The sequence below is a fragment of the Chryseotalea sp. WA131a genome, from assembly GCA_025370075.1.
Taxonomy (GTDB): domain Bacteria; phylum Bacteroidota; class Bacteroidia; order Cytophagales; family Cyclobacteriaceae; genus ELB16-189.
Genome location: CP073016.1, coordinates 3,872,585 through 3,890,645 on the forward strand (window position 1 = coordinate 3,872,585; position 18,061 = coordinate 3,890,645).

Sequence of the window (18,061 nt, forward strand, 5' to 3'; positions counted from 1 at the left end):
ACAATTTTTTTAAAATTTATTCATTTCTATGCGCACTATAAATTGTAACTTTCAGTTTAGATTATACTTATGTGGCGATGGATTTTATTGAGCGGTTGGTTTTTTTCGCTGAGCGCATCGGCTCAAACGCATATTTTGCAAGGGGTTGTATTGGATTCAGTTGGGCTTAGTCTTTCGCAAGCCCACATTCAAACCTCCATTAAAAAATCAGCCGTCACCGACTCAGCGGGCAGCTTTCTCATTCAAGTTCCGAAAGGAAAATTCCAAATCACTATTTCTTATACAGGCTATAAAAAATTTTCTCAGTCTCTTTCCATTGCCCGCGATACGATCATTTATTTTTTTCTTCAAACCAAAAATGAAGAACTAAATGAAATCATTGTGACAGCCGACCGCACATTGCAATCCGATCAATTTGAAACCACGCGCATGAGTACCAACACACTCAGTGGCAAAGAAATCAGTTCGATACCGGTGTTAGGTGGGGAAGCCGATTTGATCAAAACGATTCAACTATTGCCAGGTGTTACCAAAGGCGCGGATGGCACCACCGATTTATTTGTGCGTGGCGGTGCGGCCGATCAAAATTTAGTTATGTTAGATGGTGCTCCGGTTTACAACACCGGTCACTTGTTTGGTTTCCTTTCGGTCTTTAATTCAGATATGTTAGATAAAGTGGAGTCCATTAATGGAGCCTTCCCTTCTGAATACGGTGGCCGGCTTTCGTCCATTTTAGATGTGAGTTCAAAATCAACGATGCCCAATCGCACCAAGTTGAAAGGAAATATCGGTTTGTTGGCCAGTCGATTAATGATTGAGCAACCAATTGTAAAAGATAAATTGGCGATATGGGTAGCGGGCAGGCGAACGTATGTCGATCAGGTAATTCGATTGACAGGTGAAGAACTTCCCTATTTTTTTTACGACCTGAATGCGAAAGTAATTTATAAACCCAATGCCCGCGATCGCATGGAGTTTACGATTTACGAAGGCAACGATGTGTTGGATTTTTCACGCGCGCCCCGCGCCACATTGCGCAACCGCAACATCACCAATAGTTTTACACTCGGCAACAGTACACAAACTTTTTTGTGGAAGCGAAATTTTTACAATTTTAATACCACACTCTCCCTTTATCGAACCGTATTCCAGTACAACATTCAAAGTACGTTTACAGACAACGCACTATTTGTTAACTCTAGTATTGTAGACGTAGGTGGTAAATGGATCATCGCCTCTGATTCGCTAAAGAAAAAAATTTCAGTGAAGGGCGGTGTGGAAATGGTGCAGCATCAAGTAGCGCCCAATCGCATCACTACCACGGGCGAGATTTCGGATATTTTAAAATCAGGAGCGACTACACCCCAAACCGCACTTGAAACCAGCGGATTCTTTCATGTAGACGGGTCGCTCACTCCGCGATTGCGGTTCAATGCGGGCGCGCGCGTTTCATCTGCCTATGTTGACAATACGTTTTATGTTAATCCAGAACCTCGGGTGGCTTTTCGTTATGCGATCGATTCGCTCACTGCTATAAAAGCCAGTTACTCGCGCATGGCGCAGTATTTACACCGAGTGTCCAGTGCTGCCGTGGCATTCCCCACCGATATTTGGTATCCGGTTACATCGCGCGTAAAACCTCAGACGGCCGATCAGATTGCGCTGGGTGTTCAGCGGACTTTTCCAAAACAAAATGTATACGTCAGTGTAGAAGGCTATTATAAATGGATGCACGATTTAATTGGGTATAAAGAAGGAGCAAGTTTGCTGCTCAATACCAATTTTGAAAATCAGTTGGTCCAAGGTAAAGGACTTTCTTACGGGTTGGAAGTGTTGATAAAAAAGGAAAGCGGAAAATTGACGGGATGGATCAGCTACACGCTGGCAAAATCAGAACGACAATATGATGAAGTAAATAATGGCGATTGGTTTTTGGCCCGATACGATCGCAGGCACAATTTGGCGGTGGTAATGAACTATCAATTATCGAAGAGATGGTCGGTGAGCTCGGTGTTTGAATTTATTTCTGGTTCACGGTTCACACCCATCATTGGGCAATATGTTGTGCCTTCTCCTTCACTGGGCGGCATCGATTTGATTCCAGTCTTTGCACCTATCAATTCAGTGAGGTTGGCCGACACACACCGACTGGATGTTGGAATAAAATACCGTACACGCACCGACAAAAAATTGCAAGGCGAATGGTTTGTGGGTGTGTACAATGTGTACAACCGTGCTGCTCCTATCGGGATCGTCATTCGCCCCAATGGCGATGGTTCGTTTCGCTACGAGCAGCCCGGGCTTTTTGGATTGCTGCCTTTTGTGAGTTATGGATTTAAATTTTAATGAGATGAAAATAGTCGTGCATTTTTTATTGACAATTGTCATTGCTGTTTTTGCATCATCGTGTATCCCAACGCCATTGCCCATCGATGACATTGCAAAGTTGCAACCGAAAGTAGTGGTGTCATCGCAAATGCTTCCTGGAGGGGCGCTGGTAATACTCATCACCAAAAGTGTGAGTGCACTTGAAGCAGGATGGGGCTCCAATCCTGAAGATGTATTGAGCAAAGCGGCTATCAGCGATGCCGAGGTAACTATCTCCGTGGGTGATGCGATAGTTGCGCTGCCCAACTTGGGCGATGGATTGTATGGCAACATCAATCTCGATTTGCAACCCAACCGTGATTATATGCTAAAAGTAAAAACACCCGAATTAGGCGAAGTATATTCCATCACGCAGATGAAACCATTCGTTCCGTTTCGAAGTGTGCAAGCGACTTTGTTCAAATCACAATTTGATTCAGTTGCCAATGTGAGCTACAGTTTGCAAGATTTGCCAGGTCCCAATTGGTACATGGTGAATGTTCAAAAATTTTCGCAGACGCAACAAATTACATCGTTGCTAAACCCAAGGGTGTTTACGCACCTGCGAAGCGACAGTGCCGTGGACGGAAAAATTTTGGAAGAAGAATTCAAAGTTTTGTTTAGACGATTTAAAGTGGGCGATACGGTAGCGGTAACAATGGCCAGTATCAGCCAAGAGTATTATCAATTTTTGAAAACAAGATTTGACAGACGATACAGTGCCGGGGCCTTTGCCACGGAGCCGCTTAATTTTAAAAGTAATGTGAATGGTGGCTTAGGGTATTTCAATCTGTTTTTGCCCGATGCGCGTCTGTTTGTATTGGAGTAAATGTCGTTTGACTGATGTAACGACATTTTAACTTTCGTGAATGTTAGGGCAATTACCTTTTTGCATTTTGAAGTATGAAAATTATGCGATCACTCACTTTCATTTTTATTTTGGCAACCACCATTATAGCGCAGGGCCAAACTTTTTCGGCCAACTTTACGCGCGAGCAAGTGGGCGGAACAATCACCAACCCAACCGTAATGGCCTTTGCCCCGGACGGACGGATTTTTGTCGCAGAGCAATCGGGCACGCTAAGAGTAATCAAAAATGGTACACAGCTCACCACTCCGTTTATCACACTCACGGTCAATTCTTCAGGCGAGCGTGGGTTGATCGGCATCGCTTTTGATCCAGATTTTCTAACCAACAATTTTATCTACTTATACTACACGATTAGCACCGCTCCGTTAAAAAACCGAATCAGTCGATTTACGGCCAATGGTGATGAAATGGTTCAGAATCAAATCCAGCAACTTTATGGGTAAGTTCAGCCTACCACAAATCGATATCCTATTCCTTTAATGGTAATGATTTCAATAGCGGGATCAGCTCTTAAAAATTCACGAAGCTTGGTGACATAAACATCCAAGTTTCTGGAGTTGAAGAAAGAATCATCGCCCCATACGCGCATCAAAATGGTTTTGCGATCAATATTGTTGTTTTGATTTTCAGCAAGAATTTGCAGTAACATCGCCTCGCGATGCGAAAGCTTTCGGACAGCTCCATCCTTGAGCAGCTCATACCGCTGTGGGGCGAACTCGAATTTGCCGATGGTTATATTTTCTTTTTGAACCGTTGACCGCTTTTGTGTGAGTTGTAACAGGTTATTGATACGCACAATCAACTCTTCCATGCTAAAAGGTTTTTTCAAGTAGTCGTTGCCGCCTACGCCAAAGCCTTTTATTAAATCCTCGGTTTGGTTTTTAGCCGTTACAAAAATGATGGGCATCAGTGCATTTACTTTACGGATGTCTTGCGCAATAGCATAACCATCTTTATGCGGAAGCATGATGTCCAGCACACAGATATGGGGTTGAGCCGATTGAAAAGCAGCGAGGGCTTGGCTGCCATCATTTACCATCACTACTTCAAACTCACGGCTTTCCAAGCTTTCTTTCACAATGCGTCCCAGAAAGGGTTCGTCTTCAACGTACAAAATTTTTGTTTTGGTCATCTTCTTATTTTGGTAAGTTGATAACAAAATTACTTCCCTTGCCTGGTTCACTGTCTACGTCAATCGTTCCTTTGTGCGCTTTCACCACTGCGTACACATAACTCAGCCCCAATCCATATCCCTTCACAGTGTGCACATCGCCTGTGGGCACACGAAAGAATTTTTCGAAAATCTTTTTCTTGAACTCAGGCGCAATACCCACACCTTTGTCTTGTATCGAAAGCGTGATTTGGTGCGCTTCTTCTTTTAAATAGATTGTAATCGTAGGGTTTTCCGTACTATACTTCAATGCGTTGTCGAGTAAATTGTAAACTACATTGGTTAAATGTATCAGGCCACCACGCAATGTAAAGTCGTTGCCGCCTTTCTTAATCTCAACAGTCGCTTTTGATTTTTCAAAAACCAACTTCAACGATTGAACGGTTTGCTCAACTATTTTTTCAAGGTCAACAGCCTCTGGATCAAAGTCAACGCCTCGATTTTCGAACACAGAAGTTTTTAAAATTTTATCAGTCAGTAGCGATAGGCGACTCAATTCATTTTGGGCAATAGTTAAATACTCGTGTGTAAGCGCTGGGTTTTCTAATCCCTTAAAGTTTTTTAATGCCTCCAACGCTACGCCCACGGTGGTAACAGGCGTTTTTAATTCATGCGTCATGTTGCTGATGAAATCGTTTTTCAGTTCGGCCAACCGCTGTTGTGCCCGAATGTTTCGATACAACATTAAAAATGAAATCGCAGTAAGTGAAGTAAGGAAAATAGAAAACAAGATTTGCGGGGTCATCCGCTTTAGGATAAACCCGTTTAACCCACTAAAGTCCGATTTGAATCCGCCAGCAGGGGTGAGCACAAATTGCTCGTCATGAAGGGGCATCCGCTTTCTGAAATTTATGGCAGGCGCAACGGAAGTGATCGAAAATTCAATGGGTAGATTTGATTTTTTTAATGTATCTAAAAACTTCTTTCGCACATCTTTCTCGCTTAGCATTTCGTCCGTTAGGTTAATGTAGAAGGCTCTGTTGCCCTTGCTGCCTTTTATTTTTTCGGCCAATGGTTTGAGAAAATCATCCAACGAATCTTTTCTGTTCTGTCCAGAAACAAAAACTTGAATATTGGCACGTTTCTGTGTGTCGGAAAGCTTTAGTCCCTTTTTTATAATACCGCTAGAAGTAATTTTTAATGAGTCTCGCCATTCAATTCGGGCAAAACTTTCCTCTGCAGGAAATGCGTTTATATTTTTCTTGAACAACGAATCACTCATGGAAAAAACTACTTCCCTGAAAAGGGCGTGCAAATCTTTGTTCAGGCGTTGATGCTCATCGTTATAAACACTACGTAACCAAAACGCTTGCAATACCAATAGCAATACGATGCTGCTGATAATGAGTGATAATGTCAAGGTGTTTTTAGTGGCCTTCATCATAACAAAAGTACGAGGTTTCACCACTTGTAAAGAGCGCTTTAACCTTATTTAACATTCCTTTCAGAACTATTAACCTACCCCTGCCATCTATGGCCGTAGATTTACAGCATAAATGAAATTTCAACCTTATATGAAAAAACTAATACTGATTGCCGGTATACTGGTATCGCTGACTGCCTTTGAAGTTGTGTTTGGTCAAACCAATTCTGGCGTGATTGATTTCGAAACCAAATTGAATTTGCATCGCACATTGCCTCCCGGTCGTGAAGGCATGAAGAGTATGCTTCCCGAATTTCGTACCAACAAAAATCAATTATTCTTCAATGAAAATGAATCGCTTTACAAAGTGGTTATCGAAGATGAAGAAGATGAGCCACAAGGTGGTGGAGTTGTTATGCGATTTCAAATGCCCAACAACGAAATGTATTTGAACCAAGCCGAGGGCAAGAGCATCTCGAAGGAAGAATTTTTTGGTAAAACTTATTTAATTGAAGACTCTATTAAAGTTCCTGCTTGGAAATTCGGAACGGAAACCAAAACCATTGCTGGCTATGAATGCCAAATGGCTTATTATACGGATCTATCAGGTCCGAGAGGCAAGCAGGAAATTACAGCATGGTACACCACTAAATTGCGTCCGTTTTTAGGGCCAGAAAGATTTCGGTCATTGCCAGGTGCAGTATTGGCAATTGATGTCAACAATGGTGAGCGTGTAATAGTGGCTAGAAAAATAGCGTTACGTGAATTGAAAAAGAAAGAACTGCTTGCACCTACTACAGGGGAAAAAGTTACCCGAGCAGAATTTGTTAAACAACGCGATGAGCAAATGAAGAAAATGGGCGGCAGTGGCGGAATGATTATCCGAAACTAAAAGGTTGGCAGTCGATAGGATGCGGTCGGCAGGTTAGCGAGTACTTTTTCGAGTTTGATTTTCAAAATTCTTTAATACTAAAGATGAAAAATTTTATTGCCTTCTTTTTTCTAATGATGGGCGTGTCCGTAGCAGTGGCACAGAAGTTTTCCGTTACAGGTACGGTGACGGACACCGTGCGCAGTCCATTGCCTTCTTCTACTGTCATGCTGCTCAATCCCAAAGATTCTACGCTCGTCAACTTTGGCGTAACCGATTCGAAAGGGTTGTTTGAAATCAAAGGCGTGAACCAAGGTGATTATTTATTGAAAATCACTTTCGTGGGATATGCATCCTTTGAAAGGAAGATCTCTGCTAGTGGTAATTCACCCATCGTAAATGTTGGGTTTATCAAGATGCAGCCGCAAAATTTGCAGTTGAGCGAAGTCGTAATACGAGGGGAGAAAGCACCTGTAACGGTAAAGCGCGATACGATAGAGTTTAACGCGGGTTCGTTCAAAACAAAAGCGAATGCCAACGTAGAAGATTTGTTGAAAAAAATGCCTGGCATGGAAGTGGATACCGATGGAACAGTGCGCGCACAAGGGCAAGAGGTGCAAAAGGTGATGGTGGACGGTCGCGAGTTTTTCGGTCGCGACCCAAAGTTGGCCACACGCAATTTGCCAGCCGATGCGGTTGACAAAGTGCAAGTGTTCGATAAAAAATCTGATCAAGCAGTTTTCACTGGTATTGATGATGGAATAAAAGAGAAAACAATCAACCTTGAATTGAAAGAAGACAAACGCAATGGTGCTTTTGGGAATGTGATGGCAGGCTATGGTACGAACGACCGCTTTCAAGGCAAGGCAAGTATCAATCGGTTTGGCAAAGGGCAGCAGCTTTCGTTTTTAGGGATGGGCAATAATATCAACGAACAAGGTTTTTCGTTTGGTGATTTTATGAATTTTACTGGGGGCTCTCAACAAATGATTGGTGGTGGTGGCGGAAGAGTGAACATTCAAATCGATGATAACAATAACAACGGTGTTCCCCTCAACTTTGGTGGAAGGCAGAACGGCATCATGACAAACTATGCAGGTGGCGTAAACTTTAATCGTGACTTAAGCAAGAAAACACAATTGACTTCTAACTATTTTTATAATCGCATCGACCAGAACATTTCGCAACTCACTAATCGAATCAACTACTTGCCCCAGGATAGTACTTATTTCTTCAATCAAGATAGCCGGCAAGTAAACACGAACGATAACCATCGTGCTAATTTCATGATTGACCATAAAATTGATTCAGCCAACTCCATAAAGTTCACCAATAACTTTACGTACTCGAATTCCAACCAGCAATCGCAAACACTGAGCAAAACCACCACTACTGATAACACGCTGCAAAATTTGAGCAATCGAATAAATACCAATAACCAGCTAAGTGCAAACCTAAACTCCAGTTTGTTGTATCGGCACCGCTTCGCCAAAAAAGGTCGCTCGTTTTCAACCAATTTTTCTGCCATCCTAAGCCAAACAGATAGTAAAGGCGATTTGCAATCGACAAATGACTTTTTTGGTAATAACCCAGGCCGACAAGATATTTTGCAACGCAATACACAGACTAATAGTAATCAAACGTACGGTGCCACTTTTACTTACACTGAGCCGTTGGGCGGAAGAAAATATTTGGAAGCATCGTATGCCTTTCGCACCAACCGTAATGAAGTAAACCGCGAAGTTTTTGATGAGAATGGAGGCAATTCAACTATCAACACCAACCTGAGCAATAAATACAACAGCAATTATTTGTATAGCCGCCCGGGCATCTCCTTCCGCATGAATCGCCAAAAGTATAGTGTGACCACAGGTGTAAGCTATCAAAACACACATCTAAATGGAGACTTGATTTTGCGCAACGTAAAAATCAATCGCACATTCGAAAATATTTTGCCTGTTGCACGCTTCAATTATGATTTCAGCAACTTCAAACACTTGCGCTTTGATTACGAGACTTCCATGCAAGAGCCAACCATTCAGCAATTGCAGCCTGTGGTTGATAATAGTGATCCTCTCAATCTTACTGTTGGTAATCCCGAGTTGCGGCCAGCTTACGAGCATAACATAAGTGCTAACTACACCACTTTCAATCCAAGCAAGTTTATCAATCTTTTTGCTTTTCTCACAGCCACCTATACCACTAGTGCTATTGCCAGTTCACAAACTGTCAATCAAAGTTTGATTCGTACCACCAAGCCAGTGAATGTAAGTGATAACTTGATGCTGGTGGGTAACGTTAGCTTTGGATTTCCAGTAAAGAAACTAAACAGTCGTTTTAGCATTGGCCCAACGGGTACTTACCTCAACATGATAAATGTTTTGAATGAGAAACCCAATCGCACATGGAATGAGACACTTGGGGGCACGGTTCGGTATAACTATACCTTTAAAGAGATTTTGATTATAGATTTGAGTGCTAATCTCAGCTGCCAACAAACTCGTTATGACAATGCCCAACAAAATCAGGCATTTGTAAACCAAACCTATACCTCAGAGATAAATCTGACTTTCTTAAAGAACTATCAATTTAACAATAACTTCAGTTACTACAAATACAACAGCGAGACGACTTCGTTCAGTCAAACCATTCCGATATGGAATATTTCATTCTCTCGTTTCCTTCTTAAAAACAATGTGGGTGAATTAAAAATCGGAGTCAACAATTTGCTCGACCAAAGTATAAGTGTCAACCAAACCGCCACGGCTAACTATTTGCAACAAACAACATCTAACAATTTGGGTCGCTATTTTATGGTCAGCTTTACCTATGCCCTCAATAAACAACTCAATCCGATGGGAGCAGGAAGGAGAGGCGGGGAAATGCGGATGATCATCAACAATTAGTAGTTTATTTAGTAGGGTGATAGGCACTGTCTCTTGCAAAGGAGCAGTGCTTTTCATTTTAAAAAAACTTTGCGCCTTTGCGTCTTTGCGTGAAATCATCGCCTAACTTTGCTCCATGCCGAAACTTCTTTTCATTACTCTTGTATTGATGTCACAGTCTCTCCATTCTCAAATTTATCTCCCCAAATTCGATGTGCAAGGGCATCGCGGGGCGCGCGGATTAAAACCAGAAAATACAATCCCTGGATTTTTAACCGCCTTAGATTATGGAGTGACTACCTTAGAGCTAGATGTTGTGATCACCAAAGACAAGCAAGTAGTGGTTTCGCACGAACCGTGGATGAACTTTGCCATTTGCACCACGCCCGAAGGCCAACCGATTACCGAAAAGGAAGAAAAGAATTTTAACATTTATCAGCTTACCTACGATCAAGTGAAGCAATTTGATTGCGGGGCAATTGGCAACGCACGGTTTCCCGAACAAGAGAAAATTAGAACCAGTAAGCCGTTGTTAAGTGAGGTTATTGTGGCAGCCGAAAACCACATCAAAAGCTATACACGATACGAAGTAGATTACAACATTGAAATAAAATCAGAAAAGGAATTGGACGGTAAATTTCAACCTTCGCCTGAAGAATTTTCTGATTTAGTTTTTAGTCTCATCGACCAATACTTGCCGCTCGATCGGGTGGTCATTCAATCATTTGATTTTAGGGTGTTGAAATACTTTCACGAAAAATATCCGCAGGTGCGCTTGGCTGCGCTAGTCGAAAATGAAAAAGGTGCGGAAGAAAATTTGAAAGAACTTGGCTTTGTACCGTCTATTTATAGTCCATACTTCAAATTATTGAAAAAAGAGATTGTGAAAGAGCTTCGCGGCAAAGTGGTAGATTCTACCGATAAGCAGCAAGTCAAAATGCGTGTCATCCCGTGGACGGTGAACGAAGAAAAGGATATGCTCGCCATTAAAGGGATGGGGGTGGATGGCTTCATTACGGACTACCCCAACCGTGCGGCCAAGTATAAGTTGACACTGAGTATCAAGCGGGATTAGCTCTTCTTTTTGGTGTGGGCCGCCAAAAAATCGAATCTACTTGCACCATTTGCGCAAAAGAGTTAAACAAGCTTATTTTTTTTCTTGAATAAGGCTTGGTTTTTAGCAATTTACCCATGCCTATTTTGATGGATTTTAGCTCCGATTCATATATTTGTAGTCCTTTACAACAGTTATAAATAGAATCTATGTTAGTTCTCACTTCCATTGTGGCATTTACAGCAGTTATTTTGTTGTTGGTTGCCTTGTTGATTTTTGCTCAGAAGCAGTTGGTTCAGTCGGGGCCGGTTAAAATCCTTATAAATGGTGAAAAAACCATCACAGTGTCTGCTGGTAGCTCCTTGCTATCGACCCTGGCCAACGAAAAGATATTTTTGCCCTCCGCCTGCGGTGGCGGTGGCACGTGTGCCATGTGCAAATGCGTGGTAGAATCGGGTGGGGGAGATGTATTGCCAACTGAAGTGGGCCATCTTTCAAGGGCAGAGCAAAAGGAGCATGTTCGTTTGGGTTGCCAAGTAAAAGTGAAGCAAGATTTGAACATCCGCATACCCGAAGAAATTTTTGGTATCAAAAAGTGGGAATGCGAGGTAGTGAGCAACTACAACGTGTCTACCTTTATAAAAGAGTTTGTGGTGAAGTTGCCGCCTGGCGAAACCTTGAAGTTTGAAGCAGGCGGTTACATTCAGATTGATGTACCAATCATCAATGTCGACTTTAAAACCATGGACATCAAACCACACCCCGAATTGGGTCATAGCAACCCTGAGGTTTTCAAACCTGACTGGGATAAGTTTAAGCTGTGGGATTTGAAAATGAAAAACGAGGAGCCGATTTTCCGCGCCTACTCGATGGCCAACCACCCTGCCGAAGGCAACATTGTAATGCTCAACATACGTATTGCTACGCCACCGTGGGATCGTGCCAATAACAAATGGATGGATGTGAATCCAGGTATTTGTTCATCGTACGTGTTCTCGCGCAAGCCAGGCGATAAGGTTACCATCTCTGGCCCTTACGGGGAATTCCATATCAACAAAACACAGCGTGAGATGGTGTACATTGGTGGCGGTGCAGGCATGGCTCCATTGCGTGCGCAGATTTTCCATTTATTCCACACCGAAAAAACCAAGCGCAAAGTTTCATATTGGTACGGTGGCCGCTCAAAGAAGGAATTGTTTTATGTAGACCACTTCCGCAAAATCGAAAAAGAGTTTCCGAATTTCAATTTCCATATTGGTTTGTCCGAGCCTTTGCCGGAAGATAATTGGAAAGTGAAGAAGAGTTTAGATGATAAAGAAGCGGACGGTTATTTGGGCTTCATCCACAAATGTTTGTACGATAATTATTTGGGCAACCATCCCGCACCCGAAGATGTAGAATACTATTTGTGTGGCCCTCCGTTGATGAATGCGGCCGTATTGAAAATGCTCGATGACATGGGCATACCAAAAGAGAACGTTCGCTTTGATGATTTTGGAGGTTAAAACTCTCGATGAATCTGGCAAAAGCAAAAGACCTCTGCAAAGAGGTTTTTTTGTTTTCTGCAATTTGTAAGAACAGGCGCCTATTTTTTCGGGTGATCAATCAACAATCTAGTGTGCAATAATTCTTTTGCTTACATTCGTTTGCAAATTCAATACATGGATCTCACCATACTCTTCTCACCCATTCCCGAATCAATTTATTCGCAGCCGTATCCCAATAATTCATTTTTTAAAAATATAAGGGCTTATACCGAAAAGATTCCCGATTACAAAGATGCCCACATCGCCATCATCGGGGTGAAAGAAGAACGCGGCACGCAAACCAATGTTGGCGCTGCCAAAGGACCTGATGAGATCAGGAAGAAACTCTATCATTTAAAAAAGGGATCTGGTACGTATCGAATAGTCGATTTAGGAAACCTGAATGTTGGTATTGATTTGGATGAAACCTACGTGCGGTTGAGTGAAGTTTGCCGCATGCTGCTCGAAAGCAATGTGTTGCCGGTGATTATAGGAGGAACGCATGATTTGGATTACGGCCAATACAGCGGCTATGAAAACATGGAGAAGTTGGTGAACCTTTTGAATATCGATGCATTTTTGGATTTGGAAGACGATAAGCAGGCACCGAATGCAAATAGGCACATACACAAAATTTTGTTGCACGAGCCCAACTACCTGCTCAGCTATACGCACTTGGCCCATCAAACTTATTTGATCGATGCGCAATCTGTGGCCATATTGGAAAAACTATATTTTGAGGCATTTCGCATTGGGCAAATGAGGACCAACTTAGCCGAAATTGAGCCAGCTATCAGAAATGCAGACTTGCTTTCTTTTGATGTAACAGCGATCAAATCGGCCGATGCACCCGGCAATGCAAATGCCCAAGCTTTTGGCTTAACAGGTGAAGAGGCATGCCAACTGTGTTGGTATGCGGGCCTCAACGAAAAGTTGAGTTCGGCTGGATTTTATGAATACAACCCCGAGGCGGACGATGTGCATAAGAAAACGGCTTCTGTTATTGCCACCATGATTTGGTATTTTATTGAGGGATATTATCACCGAAAGGGCGAGACGAATTTTAAAGGAAACGATTTTTTGAAATATGTGGTATCCATGCCGGTAGAACCCGAGACTATTGCATTTTATAAAAGTAAGGTGACGGAGAAGTGGTGGATGGAAATTTCGCAGCATAGGCCGGGAGCGCGCTACTTACGCAATACCATTGTCCCCTGCAGTTACAACGATTATCAAACTGCATCGCGTGGAGAATTGCCTGAGCGATACATTAGTGCATTGGCAAAAATTAATTAAGCCATGCGTAGTTTTTTAATTCTTTTGTGCAGTGTAGTAGTAGTTGGTTGCACCCAAAATGATCCACAAACCATTGTAGACAAAGCTATCGCAGCCGCAGGAGGTGATCACTATTTGCATTCAACAATTCAGTTTGATTTTCGGGACCGCCACTATATTGCCACGCGCGAAGGTGGAAAATTTTCGTACGAACGTATTTTTAAAAGCGACAAAGATTCAACCCAAACCATTCACGACTTTGTCGGCAATAGTGGATTTAGGAGGGAGATCAATGGCGTGATTGCAGAGGTAGCTGATTCCATGAGAGTAAAATACAGTGCCTCCACTAATTCTGTTGTTTACTTTGCGCTATTGCCCTACGGATTAAATGACGCTTCTGTAAAAAAGAAATTTTTAGGCACCACAGAATTGGATGGCAAAAGTTTTTATAAAATTGAAGTTACCTTTGGTAAGGAGGGTGGAGGAGAAGATTATGAAGATGTGTTTAACTATTGGATCGATACAGAAGATTATTCAATAAGATATCTCTCGTATTCGTTTAGCGAAGAGGGAAAAATCGGGTACCGATTCCGCAAAGCCATCAACCCGCGAAGAGTAGAGGGTATTTTATTTTTGGATTACATTAATTTAAAGCCGAAGGGAACGGAGACATTGCAACAACTGGAAGACCTTTTTAAGAGAGGTGAATTAGAAGAATTGAGTAAGATTGAATTATCAAGAATTTTAGTTGAAATAAAATGACGCCAAGAAGCTTTTCTCAGACTTGTTGCTTTTATTGAGAAGAAAAAACGAGGTAGCGATTAATCTTCCTCCTCTTCCTTAACCCCAACCTTTACAAAAGCTGCATGTCGTGGTGCGGGGCATTTTTTCCCATCTCCTTTGATGGCGGCCCACAGCACCTCGTTAAATTCATCATCTGGCACACTGTCTTCTTTTCGGAAATTGAACTTTTCGCTTTTTCGTTGCCATTCGTTCATCGCCACGTTCCGCTCAAACAAATTCATTTCGGCTGGAACCGAATTGAAGGGTGTAAGGTTAGGCTCTGCATTAAAACTTCTCCAGAGTGTTTCAGCAGCCGCATCGTATTGGCTCATCGGGGACAAACCTAAAATCATTTCAATGGTGTGCAACACTGATGCGGTGGAGTACATGGTGTGGTCAATATAATTTCGCTTCACAAAACCACCGGCCACAAAAAGCAAACTGCGGTGTGCATCCACATGGTCGGGCCCGTTTTGGGCATCGTCCTCCACAATAAAAATGGCGGTCTCTTTCCAAATCTTACTCTTGCTTAAATATTCTACAAATAATCCCACGGCATAGTCGTTGTCGGCTACGTGGGCCTGTGGTGTTGGTCTGCCCAATCGCAAGCCCTCCGTGTGGTCGTTTATAAACCGCAGGGTGTTGAGCCGCGGCACTTGGTTGATGGCAAGTAGCGAATCAAAATCATGTTTCCATTGATAAAACCGGGTAGTGTCCATCACCGATTCATCCCAGCTGGTAAACTTTTTGCAGAAGTGCCCTTCCAGCACGGGAATGTTTGCCTTGCCATTATCGGCAAATTCGCCATACGTTCGGTATGAAACACCAGCGCGTTTACAAAAATCCCAAATGAATCCGTTTTTATTATTGGCAATTTCTCGCGTCCCTTCAGCATCGTAGGTGCCTCCGCGCCCACCATAGCTGGTCACCCAATTTTTTTCAAGGTAGTCAGTGGCATATCCTCCCAAGCTCCAATTATGTCCATCGGCACTTACTTCACCGTTCACATAAAAATTATCATAGAGTACAAAATCCTTGACGAGGGCATGTTGGTTAGGAGTATTTTTCTTTCCAAACAAAAGTAAAGTAGTGTCTCCATTTCCACCGGACACATCGCTCAATACTTGGTCGTACGTGCGGTTTTCTTTGATGACATAAAAAACATATTTGATGGGCGATGGTTGACCAAGTTTTGTAGGAATAGGGTTGCCTACTTGGCCGGCTGTTTCTGTTTCAGATTTTTTGGTATAGGGCGAGTTGGCATACACCGCCTGCGAAAATGAAGCCAACTGTTTTTCGTCCGGTGCTGAAATGAAGCTAAGCGTGCCTTTGAACAAACCCCCGATGTATTGCACTTCTTCGGCCTTTTTGGTATCGCCTTGTTGATAATTTACTTTTTGTTTTTTCTTTACCGGACTTGGGCCCATTGGGTTGGGCAGCGAAGAAAAACCTTTTCCATTGGCCACCAATAAAGTGGAACCAACGGTGCGCACCACGGTGGGGTACCATCCCACAGGAATAAATCCTTTACTCTGGCTGTTGCCGGGATTGGAAACATCAAATACAGCCAGGCAATTATTATCGGCATTGGCGATGTAAAGGTATTTGCCATCACTACTCAACGCCACGCTGTTGCTTGTTGAGCCGCTTGGAGCATTGGGATAAAGTGCTGCATTCAATACTTCAATTTCTTTTTTCTTCGATAAGTCGATGACCGAAACAGAGTTGTCGTTGGCATTGGCTACAAAAAGAAATTGATTGTTTTTGGATAGCACCATATCATTCGGGTTATCACCCACTTTGATTTCGCCTTCAATGGTTAATTGTTGGGTATTGATTAAAACAATTCGGTCACAACCCCAGCACGAAACATACAGCCGCTTTTTATCTTTCGACAACAAACACGTATATCCTTCGCCAGCTAGTTTTATTTGTTTGAGAATGCCTTTGGTTTTAGTGTCCACTACATAAATGGAATTATTGTCTTTCGTGGTAACGTATAATCGATTCTGAGCGTCATCAAGCGCCAGCCCGGCAATTGAAATTTTTTCCGGCCACGGTTTTCCGATCACGATGGTATCCAAAATGGTAAGTTTATTTTGCTGCGTGGAATAGCGCACCACCCAGTTGTCATTTCCACCCGATGCGTAAAGTGTTTTACTATCGGCACTAAAGGTTAAGCCAAGCCACGCCTTGCCAATGATTTTTGTATCAACAACCTGTTGTGTTTTCAAATCAATCAACTGAATGGATTGTGTGCTCTGTCCGTTGTTGGTAACGGCTGCCAGTTTTTGATTGGGTGCAATGGAAATATTTAACGGCAAATCGCCTAGCTTAATACTGCTGCCCACAGGGCTTAACTTCCAGCCCGTAGGCAATGTAATTTGATTGGCTTTTAATTGTTCTAGGGTTTGGGCACACAGCGATGAACCTGCCGTCAATACCAAAAGGAGAAGTAGATTTTTCATTGTTGCTAATTGATTCTGGTCAAAGCTAATCGATTTATGTCTCAATCGTCTGATGGAGAAGGTTAACTAATTATGACGAATCGCCTCAGAAGCCAGTGTGCGAGTTTATATGAGTGATCGTTGATCTTCCGGCTAGTGATTATCCCAAAATCCTACTAATAGCAATTTTTTGCTGCAAGGGTAAAAAATAAACTCATTTCAATCGGATTAGGTAATTTATTTGATAAAGTACATTAAAAAATACCCATCTATTCCAATATTTGTATTGTTTAGATGTATTTTGAACAATAACAAGAACGATGAAAAAATCTGTCATTTATTTGGGTTTACTATACATAGCGACTTAAATAATGCAGCATAATTTATGTATTGTTTCATTTGGCTTTCCCCACTCTTTCATTTGTTTTTTTATAATTAACTCTACTTCGCCCAGTGTGGAGAAATATTTATTGTGGGTACATTTCCTGCGTGTTATCTTCCAAACCCGCTCAATATTGTTTAGATCGGGACTGTATGGTGGCAAAAACATTAGGCCGATTTTATCCTGGTTTTCCGATAGCCACGACTTCAACAAAATAGCATGGTGATATCTTGCGTTGTCCAGAACCACGATCAATTTCTTCCCGCGTTTTCTTGTCTTGAGGACTTTTTTTAAGAACGCCAAAAAGGTCATTGCGTTGAACACTTTGGTTAGCATTGTTGTCATCTGTCCAGTACTTGCACTTACCACCCCGAAAAGTGATATGGTTTTCCGTGTGGGGGCATGAAGCAAAACGGGGTCTTTATCTTCGGGCGGAAACCACATTTTGCACCTTGAACCATGCTGCTGAAAATGACATTCATCCTCAAAACGCAAATCGTTATTTTTGTTTATTGCCATCAAAAGGAGTTTTTTTAAAAGCCTTTTTGGCTTTTGGGTCTCCATTTGCAATTAGTGGGCGCGGCTTTCGTAGTCGAAATCCCATCGAATTAAATATCCGTTGGCATTGACGGACGCCCAGTTCAACCTTATACTTTTTTTTAAGGTGGGCGGACATCAACTTACCATCCCAAAAATTCTGTCCATAAGAAAAATCGACAGGGCTTTTGCGTAAGTCATCACCTAATTGTTGCCATTGCTTCTCGCTTAGACTACCAGGCCGACCTGACTTTCCTCCTTCTGCCAAACCAGAAAACCCTTTGCTGTTAAAACTTTTTACCCATCTCTGAATAGTAGTAGGGGATTGACCAAACAATTCTCCCACGGTATAACAATCATAGCCGTTAAGAACCAACAATAAACCGTGTAGCCTATGATCGTACTTGGAATCATCCGATCTGTGTATCTCCTGTTGGATGGCTATGTGCATGTTCTTGTCGTCTTTAATAAATAACCGTTTCATTTGTCTTCATTTTTAGTTTGTTGAAAACAAAGATAACAATTTAAT

At 42.3% G+C, this 18,061-nt stretch carries 14 protein-coding genes; 9 read left to right on the forward strand and 5 right to left on the reverse strand.

Features of this window, described 5'->3' with window-relative positions; all coding sequences use genetic code 11:
- Nucleotides 1–69: 69 nt before the first annotated feature.
- From KA713_17825 to KA713_17835, 3 genes are all read left to right on the forward strand, one after another.
- Nucleotides 70–2,346: a TonB-dependent receptor plug domain-containing protein gene (locus tag KA713_17825; GenBank protein UXE66289.1), complete on the forward strand. Its 2,277-nt coding sequence runs from the start codon at nucleotides 70–72 to the stop codon at nucleotides 2,344–2,346.
- 4 nt (nucleotides 2,347–2,350) lie between these two features.
- Complete coding sequence (locus KA713_17830; GenBank protein UXE66290.1) at nucleotides 2,351–3,196, forward strand: DUF4249 domain-containing protein; 846 nt, start codon at nucleotides 2,351–2,353, stop codon at nucleotides 3,194–3,196.
- Between the two features lie 74 nt (nucleotides 3,197–3,270).
- Nucleotides 3,271–3,681 carry a PQQ-dependent sugar dehydrogenase gene (locus KA713_17835; GenBank protein ID UXE66291.1) on the forward strand — a complete coding sequence of 137 codons (411 nt, stop codon included), beginning with the start codon at nucleotides 3,271–3,273 and terminating at the stop codon, nucleotides 3,679–3,681.
- 2 nt (nucleotides 3,682–3,683) lie between these two features.
- On the opposite strand, the gene KA713_17840 is transcribed toward KA713_17835, so the two are convergent.
- Complete coding sequence (locus KA713_17840; GenBank protein ID UXE66292.1) at nucleotides 3,684–4,370, reverse strand: response regulator transcription factor; 687 nt, start codon at nucleotides 4,368–4,370, stop codon at nucleotides 3,684–3,686.
- A 4-nt stretch (nucleotides 4,371–4,374) separates the two neighbouring features.
- Entirely contained in the window at nucleotides 4,375–5,793 is a 1,419-nt protein-coding gene (locus KA713_17845) for a HAMP domain-containing histidine kinase (GenBank protein UXE66293.1), read from the reverse strand.
- 130 nt (nucleotides 5,794–5,923) lie between these two features.
- Between KA713_17845 and KA713_17850 the strand changes: the two genes are divergently transcribed.
- From KA713_17850 to KA713_17875, 6 genes are all read left to right on the forward strand, one after another.
- A complete protein-coding gene (locus KA713_17850) occupies nucleotides 5,924–6,664 on the forward strand; it encodes a GLPGLI family protein (GenBank protein UXE66294.1) in 741 nt (246 codons plus the stop codon).
- Nucleotides 6,665–6,747: 83 nt separating this feature from the next.
- Nucleotides 6,748–9,549: a TonB-dependent receptor gene (locus tag KA713_17855; GenBank protein ID UXE66295.1), complete on the forward strand. Its 2,802-nt coding sequence runs from the start codon at nucleotides 6,748–6,750 to the stop codon at nucleotides 9,547–9,549.
- A gap of 115 nt (nucleotides 9,550–9,664) precedes the next feature.
- The gene (locus KA713_17860) at nucleotides 9,665–10,603 is read left to right on the forward strand and encodes a glycerophosphodiester phosphodiesterase (GenBank protein UXE66296.1); all 939 of its coding nucleotides are present in this window, start codon (nucleotides 9,665–9,667) and stop codon (nucleotides 10,601–10,603) included.
- 188 nt (nucleotides 10,604–10,791) lie between these two features.
- Entirely contained in the window at nucleotides 10,792–12,087 is a 1,296-nt protein-coding gene (nqrF, locus tag KA713_17865) for an NADH:ubiquinone reductase (Na(+)-transporting) subunit F (GenBank protein UXE66297.1), read from the forward strand.
- A gap of 156 nt (nucleotides 12,088–12,243) precedes the next feature.
- Nucleotides 12,244–13,404: a formimidoylglutamase gene (locus KA713_17870; GenBank protein UXE66298.1), complete on the forward strand. Its 1,161-nt coding sequence runs from the start codon at nucleotides 12,244–12,246 to the stop codon at nucleotides 13,402–13,404.
- 3 nt (nucleotides 13,405–13,407) lie between these two features.
- Nucleotides 13,408–14,145: a hypothetical protein gene (locus KA713_17875; GenBank protein ID UXE66299.1), complete on the forward strand. Its 738-nt coding sequence runs from the start codon at nucleotides 13,408–13,410 to the stop codon at nucleotides 14,143–14,145.
- A 59-nt stretch (nucleotides 14,146–14,204) separates the two neighbouring features.
- On the opposite strand, the gene KA713_17880 is transcribed toward KA713_17875, so the two are convergent.
- The 3 genes from KA713_17880 to KA713_17890 form a co-directional block, all read right to left on the reverse strand.
- Complete coding sequence (locus KA713_17880) at nucleotides 14,205–16,634, reverse strand: bifunctional YncE family protein/alkaline phosphatase family protein (protein UXE66300.1); 2,430 nt, start codon at nucleotides 16,632–16,634, stop codon at nucleotides 14,205–14,207.
- A 343-nt stretch (nucleotides 16,635–16,977) separates the two neighbouring features.
- Nucleotides 16,978–17,514: an IS630 family transposase gene (locus KA713_17885; GenBank protein UXE66301.1), complete on the reverse strand. Its 537-nt coding sequence runs from the start codon at nucleotides 17,512–17,514 to the stop codon at nucleotides 16,978–16,980.
- Nucleotides 17,495–18,016, reverse strand: coding sequence for a transposase (locus tag KA713_17890; GenBank protein ID UXE66302.1), 522 nt, complete (start codon nucleotides 18,014–18,016; stop codon nucleotides 17,495–17,497). Before KA713_17890 ends, KA713_17885 begins: the two co-directional genes overlap by 20 nt.
- Nucleotides 18,017–18,061: the final 45 nt, after the last annotated feature.